We start from the raw sequence: 14,380 nt of genomic DNA, 5'->3' as shown, positions 1-14,380 counted from the left end.
AAGGCCGACAATCAAAACCCGCCGCGACGTCCGCGCCGCATCAGCTGCTGGCGTTCAGCAGCTTGGCCACGGTGCGGTCGATCTCGTCATAGCTGCCTTCGCCGGCGTGCTGGAACACGATCTTGCCGCTCTGGTCGATGATGTATTGCGCCGGCCAATATTGGTTGCGGTAGGCGCTCCAGGTCCTGGAATCATTATCCTGCGCCACCGGATAGGTGATGCCGTGGCGCTTAAGCGCGGCCTGCACGTTCGAAGCCGAGCGCTCGAACGGGAATTCCGGTGTGTGCACGCCGACCACGACGAGGCCCTTGTCCCGGTACTTGGCGTAGAGCTCGGTGACGTGCGGCAGCGTGTTGACGCAGTTGACGCAGCCATAGGTCCAGAAGTCGACCAGCACGACCTTGCCGCGGAGCTCAGTGAGGCTGAGCGGCTTGGAGTTGAACCAGGTGTTGATGCCGGCGAAGTCGGGCGCGGATTGCTGGCTTGCCGCGGCGACCTGGATCGGTGCTGCATCGGCGGTGACGACAGGCGTTGCACGTGCGGCCTCGTCGCAGAGGCCGGGGATGACGGCGCCGGTGACGGCCATGCCGATCAGAGCGGCGGAAACGGCGAGCAGTTTGAGAGTCATGGGTGCGTCCTTTCGGTGAAGACTGAGGGATCACAGGCCGATCTGGCCGGTCGGGTAGAAGCCGGTGAGCCACGCCACGATGAGCGTGTCGTATTGGAAATAGGCGGCGAGCGCGAAGGCGATCACGACGATGCCGAAGCCCTGCTGCAGGCGCGGTGAGATTCGCGCCAGGCTGCGCACGCGCGTGGTCGCGGCCTGTCCGCCATAGGCTATTCCCAGCATCGGGATCGCCGCGCCAATGGCGTAGGCGACCAGCAGCGTGCCGGCCCAGCCGAGATTTTTCGATGTCGCAACCAGCGTCAGGATCGAGCCGAGCACGGGGCCGGCGCAAGGCGTCCAGACCAGGCCCAGCGTGGTGCCGAGCACGAGTCCGCCGAGCGCGCCGTCGCGTTGCGTGGCGCTGGAATTGCCGAGATCGAGCCAGCCATTGAGCCGGATCGACAGCCATTCGAATGGCGCCGGCCACAGCATCAGCAGGCCGAAGCCGAGCAGCAGGATCGAGGCGGCCTCACGCAGCAAATTCGGATCGAAATCGAACAGCCGTGTGATTGCGCCGAGCAGCAGCGCGACTGCTGAGAAGGACACGACGAAGCCGAGCGCTATCATCGCCGGACGCAGGTGCCCCGCGCGCCCGATCGAGGCGCCGAGCAGGATCGGCAGCATCGGCAGCGTACATGGCGCGGCGATGGTGAGGATGCCGGCAAGGAGAGCGAAGAGAAGTTCGAGCATGGCGCACTCGCGATGGAGGTCACGAGGGCAGTTCGGGTGCGGTGGGGCGCCCGTTACGCGGCGTCACGCCTTCGTGACGGGGACAGCTGCGAGCGGAACGGGAGGTGCGCTCCCTCGCCTGCGGGGGAGGGGTGGGGAGAGGGTATCTCCGCAACGGGACGCTCCCCCAGAGGAAAGAACCCTCACCCGCCCGCAAGCGAGAGAGGCGGGAGCCCGCGACGACGGGCGGAGCCCGCCAAACACAAAACGACCCGGAGGGGGGCATCCCGTCCGGGTCGCTGGAGGTTCTTGGGAGGTTTAAGCAAAACCGTATGTAAGCTTTATAGGGGGGAAGTTTTTCCGCCTGATGTTGTGCTTTGTTTCAATTGTTTCGTGGGCGGTAACACTTCCGTGTCCCCGGGGCAGGGCCCGAGATCGGGCCCTATCCCTTTGAAATCCTTGAAATCAGGCGGCGAAACGTTCGACGCCGCAGCCTTTAAGCAATTCGGCCAATTGCTTGCGGGCGTAGAACATCCGCGTCTTCACGGTGCTCTGGGGGATGCCGATGATCTGTCCGACCTCCTCCACCGACTTCTCGTGATAATAGATGAGGTTGATGATCTCGCGATGCGCGGGCGACAGCTTCTGCACGCAGGCGCGCAGGATGGCGCTGGTGTCACTGCGGTCGAGCGAGGTCTCGGGCGTGTCGTTACCGTCAGGAATCTGCCGCACGTCCTCCTGGTCGATGTCCTCGAAGCGGCGCTGGCGCATCGCGGTCAGGGCCTTGAAACGGGCGATCGAGAGCAGCCAGGTCGAAACCTGGGAACGGCCCTGGAACTGGCCGGCGGTCCGCCACACGTCGAGAAACACCTGGCTCACGAGGTCTTCCGCCGCGGTGGCGTCACGCACGATGCGCAGGATGAAGCGGTACACCCGCACATTGTGGCGGCAATAAAGGATGTGCATGGCCGTGCGGTTGCCGTCGGCAATGCTCTCGAGGAGCATGTCGTCCGAAGTCGCCTGAGCGGCGATGATGCTCTGGCTGGCCTGGGCGTTGATGGCGATGACGTTCAGCATGGACTTGGCTCCCCGTAGCGCCGCAACCGAGCGGCGTTTCCTTGGACCAAAGTGTTAATGAGCCAACGTTTCGGGACGTCTGCACGAAAAGCGGAAAATGGTTTCGTGCGCCGCCAAATTGTTTCGTCGAAACGGCCGCGACGAAACATTCGGGGCAAAAAAGCGTGGAATTTCAATATACGGAAAATACGGGACTGGGGGTTGGGAGGCGACCGCGGGCGCCCCGGAACGAATCCCGGCGATTTGCGTTCCGGCGTGCCGCGCTGTCGTCCCGGGGCGCAAAGCGGGTAGCCGGGACGGCGATGTCGCAGGGTGGGCAAAGGCGCGAAGCGCCGTGCCCACGATCTTTTCGCTATTATGGAGAGAACGGTAGGCACGCTTCCGCTTTGCCCACCCTACGGCACCTATCTGCGCCGCGCGCCCTTACGCTTTCTCGCCCTGCGGCGAGAACAGATAGCCGCCGCCGCGGATGGTGCGGATCACGGCCGGCTTGGCGGGATCGGGCTCGATCTTGCGGCGGATGCGCATGATGCGCAGGTCGACGGCGCGGTCGAAAGCTTCGGCGTCGCGCGCATTGGCCAACTCCAACAGGCGTTCGCGCGACAGCACGCGCTTCGGATTGGCCGCGAACACTTTCAACAGCCCGAACTCGGACGCCGTCAGCGGATGCTCGTTGCCCTCGTCGTCGCGCAAGGCCTGGGCTTCGAGATCGAGCCACTTTGTCCCGAACCGTACCAATTGCTCCTTGTCGGATTTCGCCGCCGCCTCCGGCGCCGCCGCCTTGGCCGGCACGCTTCGACGCAGCACCGAGCGGATCCGCGCCATCAGCTCGCGCAGCTCGCAGGGTTTGGCCACGTAATCGTCGGCGCCGAGCTCGAGCCCGACGACGCGGTCGATCGGGCTCGCGGTCGCGGTCAGCATGATGACCGGCACGTTGATGCGGCTCTTGAGGTCGCGGATGATCGAGAGGCCGTCCTCCTCGGGCATGTTGAGGTCGAGCACGACGAGATCGGGCATGCTGCTCTGGATCGCGGTGCGGAGCGATTTGCCGCCGTCGCACAGCGTCACGGTGAAGCCGTGCATCTTGAGATAATCGCCGACCATCTCCCGGGCCGGGGCTTCATCGTCGACGATCATGATGTGCTGGCTTTGGGTCATGGCGGCTTGATCACGGCATTTCGGTCGCGGGGAGGGTGATGGTGAAGGTCGAGCCCTTGCCGGGCCCGTCGCTATCGGCAGTCACCTCGCCGCCATGCATGTCGACGATGCGCTTGACGATGGAGAGCCCAAGCCCGGTCGAGCTCTCGCCGGCGGTCGGCTTGGCCGACAGCCGCTGAAAGCGGCCGAACAGGCGGCCGAGATCCTCCGGCGACAGGCCGGCGCCCTCGTCGCTGACGCAGACGATGGTGTCGCTGCCCTCGTGGCTGACGGTGACGTCGATCCTGCCGCCTATCGGCGAATATTTGATGGCGTTGCTGATGAGATTGTCGATCGCCTCGCGGATGCGATCGGTGTCGCACATGGTGACGATGTTGGCCGGGGCGGTGACGCTGATCGCCTGCTGCTTGTTGACGGCCAACGGCTGGTTGGCTTCGGCGACCTCCTTGACCAGGGCGGCGACGTCGACCGGCTCGCGGCGGATGGTGATGTCGAAGGCATCGGCCATCGCGTCCGAGATCAGATGGTCGACCATCGTGGTCAGGCGCTTGGTGGCGTCGCGGATGTGGTCGACCTGGGCGGCCACGCCGCTTTGCGATGCGCCGGTCGAGATCAGCTCCTTCAGCATCTCGGTGCGGCCGAGGATGACGCCGAGCGGATTCTTCAGATCGTGCGCGACGGTGCCCAAAATCTCGTTCTTGAAGCCGTTGGCGCGCTGCAGCCGCAGCCATTGCGCGGAGAGGCGGCGGTTGGCCTGCATCAGGGCGCGGGTGCGCTGGGCGACTCGGTCCTCCAGCTGCGTGTTGGCGTCCTGGAGCTGCTGGTAGAGGATGACGTTGTCGAAGGCGATCGAGAGCCTGGAGGAGAAGATCTCGACCAGCGAGCGGTCGGTCTCGGACAGATCGCGCTCGGCCTGCAGCAGCACCACCACCTCGCGGCCGGATCCGGTGCGCAAATAGATCACGCTGCGGTGGTCGGCGAATTCGTTCTTGCGGCGCTGGAACGCGGCCTCGACCATCTCGCGCAGATCGGGGTCAAGCGCCTTCGACGTCGTGGTGCCGATGAAGCGGCTGTAGCAGCCGCTGCCGGCGAGCACCGAGAGTTCGGGATCGATGCCGCCATTGTCGCGCAGAACCAGGATACCGGCGCAGTCGACGTTGAGCAGCGAGGCGAGCTGGGTCAGCACGCCCTCGGCGAGCCGCTGCATCGACTTGAAGTCGTACAGCGTCGATGCCGCGTCGATGATGATCTCGAGCCCGCGCCGCGTCTGCACCATGCGCTCGAGTTGCTGATAGGAGCGCAAAGCCGCGGTCAGCGAGGTGAACAGCTTGTCGGCGGTGAGCTCGGTCTTGGCCTTGTAGTCGTTGATGTCGTACTGCACGATCACGCGCCGCTCGGGCGCCTGGCCTGGCTGGCCGGTGCGCAGGATGATGCGCACGGTCTCGTTCCGGATCTCGTTGCGGATGAACTCGACCAGCTCGAGGCCGGCGACGTCGGTCTCCATGATGACGTCGAGCAGCACGGCGGCGATGTCGCTATGCTCGGCCATCAGCTTGCGGCCTTCCGCCGCCGAATAGGCCGACAGGATCTCGATGCCCTGGCCGTTCAGGCTGTAATCCGAGAGAGCAAAGCGCGTGCCGTCATGCACCGCCGGATCGTCGTCGATGACGGCGATCTTCCATTTCCGGGCGTTGCTATCCTCCGACGCGGTACCGGTGTCGTCGATCAGGTGGAGGACATCGTCCTGTTCGGCCATTGAGAAGTCCCGTCACTTTCTGTGCTTTGCGCGCCGCCCTTGGCGACCCGGGGCATGATAATGCGAAAAGTAGTGCCTTGTCCCAGCTTGGATTCCAGCATCATACGGCCGCCGAGCTGCTGGGTGACGAGGTTATAGACGATGTGCAGGCCGAGGCCCGTGCCGCCTTCATTGCGCCGGGTGGTAAAGAAAGGGTCAAAAGCCTGGCGCTGCACGTCGGGGGTCATGCCGGCCCCGTCATCGGTGAAGATGATCTCGATGTCCTCGGTCCCGCGTGGCCGGGCCGAGATCGTGATGGTGCCGGCGCGCCCGTCGGCGAAGGCGTGGTTGGCGGCGTTGAGGAACAGGTTGGTCAGGATCTGGCCATAGGAGCCCGGATAGCCGTCGAGCAGCAGCCCCTCGGGCACATCGACCTGGAGCGTGATCGGCGAGCGCTTCAGCACCGGACGCAGGCTGGCGATGATCTGGTCGGTGGCCTCGCTGAGCGAGAATTGCCGCCGCTCGGCATGCGAGCGGTCGACCGCGACCTGCTTGAACGACTGGATCAGCTCGCCGGCGCGCTGGAGATTGGCGACCAGCTGCTGCGAGGCGTCGCGCGAGGATTGCACGAATTCTTCCAGCTGCGAGCGGCGCAAGCCCCCGTCGCCCTTGAGCTGGGCCTCGAAGATCTCGCTGCGTCGGGCAAAGCTGGAGGCAACGGTCAGGCTGATGCCGATCGGGTTGTTGACCTCGTGCGCAACGCCGGCAACGAGGCCGCCGAGCGCCGCCAGCCGTTCGGCATCGATCAAATTCTGCTGTGCGGTATTGAGCTCGAACAGCGCGCTCTCGGCCTTTTCCTTGGAGGCGCGCAGCTCGTCCTCGGTCTGACGCTTGGCGATCGCGTTCTCGCGGAACACCTCCACCGCGCGCGCCATGGCGCCGACCTCGTCGCGGGCCTTGGTGCCCTGCACTTCGCGGTCGAGGTCGCCGAGCGTGATGGCGCGCATCGCCGCCATGATCTGCTGCAGCGGCAGCCGGATCGACAGCGCGATCATGACGCCGGCGGTGAGGATGATGCCGAGGAAGATCACCGCGATCGACAGCACCCGCCGCGAAATATCCGCCAGCGTGCGGTCAAACGTCTCCTGCGCCTTCTGCTCGCGCTGGCGCATCTTGGTGGAGAGGTCGTCGATGGCGCCGATCGCCTCGGCCTGGCTGGCGTCGATGGTGTTGCGCAAGAGCTCGGTGCGGCTCGCAAGCTGCTCGGAGAGCTTTGCAAAGCCCTCGCGCAGCGCGGCGGTGCGGGCCCCGAGCCGCTGCAGCGCCATGCGCTGGAGATCGTTATCGGCGAGATCGATCATCACGGGGATGGTCCTCTCAATCGTTTCGGTATTGCGGCGCGCGTCGTCGGCCGCGCCCGTCGACAGTGACAGGTAATAGGAATTGGCCGCCACCAGCATCGCGGTGAAGGCCTCGCGGGATTTACCGAGCGAGGGCCAGATCAGCGCGTCGCGGTGGCCGGTGGCGCCTTCGATGATGGAGTAGAGGCCCGCCATGTCCCGGGCCGGGCCCTGCACCTGCTCTTCATAGGTCTTGGCGATGGTGGCCTGCACGCTGCGCAGCTCGCCGAATCCGTTGAGGAAGCGGTCGGTTGTGCGCTCCAGCTCCTCGACCGAGCCCGACAGCATCGGGTCCTTGGCGGCGCGGTTGGACAGCGTGCCGAGCACCGCCTCGCGCAGCAGCAGGATCTCGGCGAACAGGTCCGGGCTCGGCTGGTTGATGTAGCGGTGGATCAGATTGTGCAGGCGCCCGGTTTCGCTTTCGAGCAGCGCCAGGATCCGGTCGGATTCGCGCACCTGACGGACGTCGTCCCAGGCCGAGCCCAGCACCTGCGCGCCATTCCAGATCATCGCCACCAGCACCACCACCACGGCGGAATTCAGCGCGGCGATCGACAGGATTCGCCAGCGGATCGGCACCGCCCGCAACGCGCCGACGATGCGCGCGCGCAGCCGTCCGATCGGGCCGGGCGGCCGCTCCGCGTGATCCTGATGTCCAAGCGCAGCCAACGCGGCTCACTCCACCTTGCGAATGCGTTCGATCAGCGCGGCCGCGGCGGGATCGCGCGCGGCCTTGGCGTAGATCGGGGCCATCGCGCCCTCGAACGGCTCGCGGTCGATGTCCCTGATGATGGTGACGCCGGCGTCCTGCGCCTTGCGCTGCGACTGCTCCTCGAGGTCGCGCCATTTCTCGCGCATGAACCGGCTGGAGCGCTGCGCGGCCTCCCGGAAGATCTTCTGGTCGTCCGGCGACAGGCTCTGCCAGGCCTTCAGCGAGATCACCAGCACCTCGGGGCTCATCGTGTGCTCGGTGAGGGTGTAATGGCCGGCAAGCTTGTAATGGTCCGTCGTCACGAAGGAGGGCCAGTTGTTTTCGGCGCCGTCGATCAAATGATTGGCGAGCCCGGTGAGCACCTGTCCATAGGGCAGCTCGACCGGCTCGGCACCGAGCGCGCGGATCATCTGGCTCATCAACTCCGACTGCTGTACCCGGATCCGCAATCCCTTGAGATCCGTAAGACTCCTCACCGGCCGGACACCGTTGTAGATCGACCGCGCGCCGGAATCGTAAAAGGCGAGCCCGACGAAGCCGTAAGGCTCGAAGCTATCAAGGATCTCACTGCCAATTGGCCCGTCCAGCACCTTCTGCATGTGCTCGATGGACCGGAACAGGAACGGCATGGCGAGCACGTTCATCGCCGGAACGAAGTTGCCGATCAGCGCCACATTGGTCCGGTTGAGGTCGATCGCACCGGCCCGGGTCTGCTCGATGGTCTCCTTTTCCTCGCCGAGCTGACGGGAGTGAAACACTTTGATCTCGTGGCGGCCGCCGCTGCGCTCGGCGATCAGGGCGCCCATGTAGCGCAGCGCCTGGACGGTCGGGTAATCCTCGGTCTGGGTGTCGGCGGCGCGAAATTCGCGCGCAGCGGCACCCGTCGCGCGCATGCTCATCGAGACTGCGGCGAGCAGAAGCGCGACGAAGATCACCCCGGTCCGCGAGAGTTCGGCACGGTTCAACACTGGCACACTCAACCCCTCAGTGGTGGAGTCTATGGCGGGGGCAAAAGGTTCAATGCAATCTAGCAGATGGTCAGGGGAAGGCCATCCCGCCGCGGGGCTGGGACCGATTGTGCGGCGCGGCCGGCGCGCATTCCCGGTTGAAACCGGATATGCCGCGCCGTAAGCAGGGCGGCCGCCTTTTTGTCGTGCGGCTCGGGAAGAGCCACCGTGACTTCAGCATTGCGCTTTTTGCAAGTCGTTGCCGCCATTGCGGCTCTCTCGTGGGCTGTCCCAGCGGGCGCTACCACCGACATCGCGCTGTGGCACGCCATGTCCGGCGAGCTGGGGCGGCAGCTCGAAAAGCTCGCCTCCGACTTCAACGCCTCGCAGTCCGATTACCGCATCGTGCCGGCCTACAAGGGCAACTACACCGAGACGGTGACGGCCGCGATCTTCGCCTTCCGCTCGCGCAGCCAGCCCGCGATCGTCCAGGTCAACGAGGTCGCCACCGCCACCATGACCGCGGCCAAGGGCGCGATCTATCCGGTGTTCAGCCTGATGCGGGACCAGGGCGAGCCGTTCTCGCTCACCGACTATCTGCCCGCGGTCTCCGGCTATTACACCGACGCGGCGGGCAATCTGCTGTCGTTCCCGTTCAATTCCTCGACGCCGATCCTTTACTACAACAAGACCATGTTCCGCGACGCCGGCCTCGATCCGGAGATGCCGCCGAAGACCTGGCCGGCATTGGGCATCGCCGCAAAGCGCCTGCGCGACCATGGCGCGGTGTGCGGCTTCACCACGTCCTGGCCGTCCTGGATCCATGTCGAGAATTTCTCCGCCTTCCACAATCTGCCGGTGGCGAGCCGGGCCAACGGCTTTGCCGGGCTGGATGCGGAATTGACCATCAACAATTCCGTTCTCGTGCGTCACGTCGCCCAGCTCGCCGAATGGCAGAAGACCAAGGTGTTCGACTATGGCGGCCGCGGACAAGCGGCCGAGCCGCGCTTCCAGAACGGCGAATGCGGCATCTTCATCGGCTCCTCGGCGACGCGCGCCGACATCAGGGCGAACTCGAAATTCGAGATCGGCTACGGCATCATGCCGTATTGGCCCGACGTGAAGGACGCGCCGCAGAATTCGATCATCGGCGGCGCTACGCTGTGGGTGCTGCGCGACCGGCCGCGCGCGGAATACAAGGGCGTGGCGCGGTTCTTCGCCTATCTGTCGCAGCCCGGCGTGCAGGCCGCCTGGCACCAGAACACCGGGTACCTGCCGATCACCCGCGCCGCCTTCGAGCTGACGCGGTCGCAAGGCTTTTACGAGCGCAATCCGGGCTCGGCGATCTCGTTCGAGGAGATCACGCTGCATCCGCCTTCCGAGAATTCGAAGGGCATCCGGCTCGGCTCCTTCGTCCTGATCCGCGGCGCGATCGAGGACGAGCTGGAGCAGGCCTTTGCCGGGCACAAGAGCGCGCAAGCAGCGCTCGATTCCGCCGTCGAGCGCGGCAACAAGCTGCTCCGCCAGTTCGAGCGCGCCAGTCCGGACAGGTAGCATGTTGCGAATGAGCGGAGCTATGGCCGCGAGCACGATGCGCTCCCTCCCCCGCTTGCGGGGGAGGGTTGGGGAGAGGGTGTCTCCACAACGGGATAATCCCCCAGAGGAGAAAACCCTCACCCGCGCCTTCGGCGCGACCTCTCCCGCAAGGCAAGCGGGAGAGGTGCAACGTCTCTCTGGCTTGTACCGAGACAACCAAAGCTAACCCCGTTTTCGATACGCAAGCGCTAATGACAATCGCGCCGTCGCGACAGCTGCCAGACCTCACCGACGCCCAGAGCTTCCGCGCCTTCCGCTCCGATGCGCCGCGTTGGCTCCCAATCGCGCTCGACATCGCGCGCGGCCATGGTCTCGATACCAGCGCGCCGCATCAGTTTGCGACCGGCACCAATCTGGTGATCGGCCTCGGCGACAAGCTTATCCTGAAGATATTCCCGCCGCTGCTCCGCGCCCAATTCGTCTCCGAGCGCGGTTCGCTGACGCAGCTCGCCGGCCGTCTCGATCTACCCATCCCGGAGATCGTTGCCGAAGGCGTGCGAGACGGCTGGCCTTATCTGATCATCACGCGCCTTGCCGGCACGCTCGGCTCGGAGGTCTGGCCTTCTCTGCCGGAACACCAGAAGGAGCGCGTGCTGCGCCATATCGGCGAGACCATCGCGGCCGTCCAGCGCGTCCCGCCCGGGCCGCTCGCTGGAATCGAGCCGCGCTGGGATGATTTCATGCGGCAGCAGATCCAGGGCTGCAAGGCACGGCACACCCGTCTCGGCCTTGCGCCAAAGTTTCTCGCCGGCCTCGATGATCTCCTACGCGATGCGGAAAAGCTCATCCCGATGGATGCGCCGCCGGTGATTCTGATCGGCGAATATATTCCCGAGAACTTCCTGCTTGCCTGCGACGATGGCGAGTGGTCGCTCGCCGGCCTGTTCGACTTCGGCGACGTGCTGGCGGGATGGCGCGATTACGACCTGCTCGGCCCCAGTGCGTTCATGGCGGCGGGCCGACCGGGCCGGGTGAAGAGCCTGCTCGAAGGCTTTGGCTATTCAAAACCTGATTTCGCGCTCAAGCGCCGGCTGATGGCCCTGATGCTGCTGCACCGTGCCAGCGACCTCAACAGCCACATCTGCATCGAGGGCTGGCAGGAGCAGGCGGATGATTTGGTTGAGCTTCAAGAGCTGATCTGGCCGGGGTGAGCGATCCACGCCTCCCCGTCATTGCGAGGAGCCCTTGCGACGAAGCAATCCAGACTGTCGCCGCGGCAAAAGTCTGGATTGCTTCGCTACGCTCGCAATGACGAGTTTGCTGCACGAGCCCCGATCCTCTCGAGAGCCGCGACCCGCCTGAAGGAGGTGCCGGCAAATAGGGCTACCAAATTTGACTGCTTATTTTTTGATCAATATCATCTCTTTGTATGCAACGATGAGGCTCGCTCGACCTCGTACGGCGATCGCGATGACCCGTATATCCTTCATTTTCAATGGCTTGGGCGGCGCTTGAGCCACTCTTAAGCCTTGGCACGAACCTTGCGAATCCAGTTCCAACCAAAACTTTTGCGTTGGAGCATTTCATGAAGCGCCGCGATTTCCTCAAGTCCGTGTCCGGATTGGCCGCCGGAGCGGCGCTTCCGGCCGTGCCGTCCGCGATCTCCACCGCCTATGCCGATGCCCGCTCGGAGACGCTCTTGATCGTCTCCGAAGGCGGCCCCAACAATCTCGACATCCACGGCGTCGGCACCAACGTGCCCGGCTATGAGGTGTCCTGGAATTGCTACGACCGCCTGATCAGCCACGAGATGAAGAGCGGTCCCGGCGGCGTCCCCTATTACGACCGCGACAAGTTCAAGGGCGAGCTCGCCGAGGACTTCAAGATCGACGACATGTCGGTCACCTTCAAGCTGCGCAAGAACGCCAAATTCCACGACGGCACGCCCGTCACCGCCAAGGACGTGAAATGGTCGCTCGATCGTGCCGTCAGCGTCGGCGGCTTTCCGACCTTCCAGATGAGCGCGGGCTCGCTGACCAAGCCGGAGCAGTTCGTCGTCATCGACGATTACACCGTGCGCGTCGACTTCCTGAAGAAGGACAAGCTGACGATTCCCGATCTCGCCGTGATCGTGCCCTGCATCGTCAACTCCGAGCTCGTGAAGAAGAACGCCAGCGAGAAGGATCCCTGGGGTCTGGAATTCACCAAGCAGCAGACCGCGGGCTCCGGCGCCTACAAGGTGACGAAGTGGACCGCCGGCACCGAAGTCGTCATGGAGCGCAACGACGACTGGGTCTGCGGTCCGCTGCCGAAGATCAAGCGCGTGATCTGGCGCATGGTGCCGCAGGCCGGCAACCGCCGCGCGCTCTTGGAGCGCGGCGACGCCGACATCTCCTACGAGCTGCCGAACAAGGACTTTCAGGAGATGAAGGCGAACGGCAAGCTCAACGTGGTGTCGCTGCCGTTCTCCAACGGCATCCAGTATATCGGCATGAACGTCACCAAGCCGCCCTTCGACAATCCGAAGGTGCGCCAGGCCGTCGCCTACGCGCTGCCCTATCAGAAGATCATGGACGCCGTGATGTTCGGCCTCGCCAACCCGATGTTCGGCGCGGCGAAGGACAAGCCGACCGAGGTCGCCTGGCCGCAGCCGCACAAATTCAACACCGACATGGAGAAGGCGAAGGCGCTGCTGACTGAAGCCGGCTATGCAGGCGGTTTCGAGACCACGATCTCGTTCGACCTCAACTTCGCCGGCGTCAACGAGCCGCTCTGCGTGCTGGTGCAGGAGAGCCTCGCCCAGATCGGCATCAAGACCACCATCAACAAGGTGCCCGGCGCCAACTGGCGCACCGAATTGAACAAGAAGGAGATGCCGCTCTTCACCAACGTGTTCTCGGGCTGGCTCGATTACCCCGAATACTTCTTCTACTGGTGCTATCACGGCAACAATTCCGTCTTCAACACCATGAGCTACAAGTCGGCGGAGATGGACAAGCTCATCGACGGCGCGCGCACCGCAGCGGCAAGCGGCGACAAGGCGGCCTACGATGCCGACGTGAAGGGCTTCGTTGATCTCGCCTTCACCGACATCCCGCGCATCCCGCTGTACCAGCCCTACGTCAACGTCGCGATGCAGAAGAACATCAGCGGCTACCAATATTGGTTCCACCGGCGGCTGGACTATCGCGCGATGGCGAAGGGGTGAGGTCAGGCGATTGGCGATTAGCGAGTAGGGCGAGGCAATCGGATATGGCGTTCGGAGGCTTATCGGCTGGCTCGGTTCGCCTCTTCCGCTTGCGGGGGAGGCCGACGCGCTCAAAGAGCGCGGCGGGTGGGGGTTCTCTCCACACGGAGAACCCCAATGCGGAAGCACCCCCACCCCAACCCTCCCCCGCAAGCGGGAGAGGGGGCGCAGTTGTGCCTGTTGCGTCATCTTCTCTCTCCACGGGAAGTCGCCCATGCTCACCATGATCGGCAAGCGGTTGATGTTCGCGATTCCCTCGCTGATCGGGGTCGTCATCGTCACCTTCCTGCTGACGCGCGCGCTGCCGGGTGATCCCGCCGCCTACTTCGCCGGTCCCGCCGCGACCAAGGAAGCCGTCGAGCAGATCCGCAAGAAGCTCGGCCTCGACAAGCCGCTGATCGAGCAATTCTTCCGCTACACCAATGATCTCGCCCATGGCGATTTCGGCAACTCGCTCACCACGGGCCGGCCGGTCGCCGCCGAAATCCGCAACCGCCTGCCGGCGTCCGCCGAGCTGACGCTGCTGGGCCTGATCGTCTCGGTCGTCATCGCCATTCCGCTCGGCGTGTTCGCTGCGACACGGCCGGGGTCATGGATCGACCATCTCTGCCGTGTCACGACGACGGCCGGCGTCTCGCTGCCGGTGTTCTTCACCGGCCTCGTGCTGGTCTATGTGTTCTACTTCCGGCTCGGCTGGTCGCCGGCGCCGCTCGGTCGTCTCGACGTGTTCTACAGCGCGCCGCCGACCGTGACCGGCTTCTATCTGATCGACACCCTGATCGCGCGCGACCTCGAGGCGTTCCGCTCGGCGCTGAGCCAGCTCATCTTGCCGGCGACGACGCTGGCGATCTTCTCGCTGGCGCCGATCGCGCGCATGACGCGCGCCTCGATGCTGGCGGTGCTGGCATCGGAATTCGTCCGCACCGCGCGCGCCAGCGGCCTGTCGCCGGCGACCGTGATCGTCACCTACGCCTTCCGCAACGCGATGTTGCCCGTCATCACCACGCTCAGCATGGTGTTCTCGTTCCTCTTGGGCGCCAACGTGCTGGTGGAAAAGGTGTTCGCCTGGCCCGGCATCGGCTCCTATGCGGTGGAAGCGCTGATCTCGTCGGATTTCGCGCCGGTGCAGGGCTTCGTGTTGACCATGGCCGTCATGTACGTGCTGCTCAATCTCGTGATCGACATCTTGTACGGCGTGATCGATCCGCGTGTGAGACTTGAAGGCTAGGGGG

General features: G+C 64.7%; 11 protein-coding genes. 4 read left to right on the top strand and 7 right to left on the bottom strand.

Annotated features, from left to right (window positions below):
- Positions 1-40: 40 nt before the first annotated feature.
- From UNPA324_RS19390 to UNPA324_RS19360, 7 genes are all read right to left on the bottom strand, one after another.
- Positions 41-628, bottom strand: coding sequence for a thioredoxin family protein (locus UNPA324_RS19390; RefSeq protein ID WP_141935459.1), 588 nt, complete (start codon positions 626-628; stop codon positions 41-43).
- A 30-nt stretch (positions 629-658) separates the two neighbouring features.
- A complete protein-coding gene (locus tag UNPA324_RS19385) occupies positions 659-1,357 on the bottom strand; it encodes a cytochrome c biogenesis CcdA family protein (RefSeq protein WP_128922882.1) in 699 nt (232 codons plus the stop codon).
- 444 nt (positions 1,358-1,801) lie between these two features.
- Positions 1,802-2,413 carry a sigma-70 family RNA polymerase sigma factor gene (locus UNPA324_RS19380; RefSeq protein WP_128922884.1) on the bottom strand — a complete coding sequence of 204 codons (612 nt, stop codon included), beginning with the start codon at positions 2,411-2,413 and terminating at the stop codon, positions 1,802-1,804.
- Positions 2,414-2,836: 423 nt separating this feature from the next.
- On the bottom strand, positions 2,837-3,571 hold the full coding sequence (locus tag UNPA324_RS19375; protein ID WP_128922885.1) for a response regulator: 735 nt from the start codon (positions 3,569-3,571) through the stop codon (positions 2,837-2,839).
- A gap of 10 nt (positions 3,572-3,581) precedes the next feature.
- Positions 3,582-5,327, bottom strand: a complete 1,746-nt coding sequence (locus UNPA324_RS19370; protein WP_128922886.1) for an ATP-binding response regulator — start codon at positions 5,325-5,327, stop codon at positions 3,582-3,584.
- Positions 5,297-7,375, bottom strand: coding sequence for a sensor histidine kinase (locus UNPA324_RS19365; protein WP_246667189.1), 2,079 nt, complete (start codon positions 7,373-7,375; stop codon positions 5,297-5,299). The genes UNPA324_RS19370 and UNPA324_RS19365 overlap by 31 nt, the downstream gene beginning before the upstream one ends.
- Before the next feature lie 6 nt (positions 7,376-7,381).
- Entirely contained in the window at positions 7,382-8,392 is a 1,011-nt protein-coding gene (locus UNPA324_RS19360) for a TRAP transporter substrate-binding protein (protein WP_141935457.1), read from the bottom strand.
- Between the two features lie 201 nt (positions 8,393-8,593).
- Between UNPA324_RS19360 and ugpB the strand changes: the two genes are divergently transcribed.
- The 4 genes from ugpB to UNPA324_RS19340 all read left to right on the top strand — a co-directional run bounded on the left by ugpB (position 8,594) and on the right by UNPA324_RS19340 (position 14,376).
- Positions 8,594-9,919, top strand: a complete 1,326-nt coding sequence (ugpB, locus tag UNPA324_RS19355; RefSeq protein ID WP_181769444.1) for a sn-glycerol-3-phosphate ABC transporter substrate-binding protein UgpB — start codon at positions 8,594-8,596, stop codon at positions 9,917-9,919.
- A 233-nt stretch (positions 9,920-10,152) separates the two neighbouring features.
- Positions 10,153-11,112 carry an aminoglycoside phosphotransferase family protein gene (locus UNPA324_RS19350; RefSeq protein WP_141935454.1) on the top strand — a complete coding sequence of 320 codons (960 nt, stop codon included), beginning with the start codon at positions 10,153-10,155 and terminating at the stop codon, positions 11,110-11,112.
- A 374-nt stretch (positions 11,113-11,486) separates the two neighbouring features.
- Positions 11,487-13,109 (top strand): ABC transporter substrate-binding protein, encoded by a 1,623-nt coding sequence (locus UNPA324_RS19345; protein WP_141935452.1) that lies wholly within the window; start codon positions 11,487-11,489, stop codon positions 13,107-13,109.
- Between the two features lie 253 nt (positions 13,110-13,362).
- The gene (locus tag UNPA324_RS19340) at positions 13,363-14,376 is read left to right on the top strand and encodes an ABC transporter permease (RefSeq protein WP_141935450.1); all 1,014 of its coding nucleotides are present in this window, start codon (positions 13,363-13,365) and stop codon (positions 14,374-14,376) included.
- Positions 14,377-14,380 lie beyond the last annotated feature (4 nt).

It is taken from the genome of Bradyrhizobium sp. UNPA324 (assembly GCF_006658635.1).
GTDB lineage: Bacteria > Pseudomonadota > Alphaproteobacteria > Rhizobiales > Xanthobacteraceae > Bradyrhizobium > Bradyrhizobium nanningense.
Note: the sequence above shows the minus strand (reverse complement) of the source record. Positions and strands in the feature narration are given on the sequence as shown.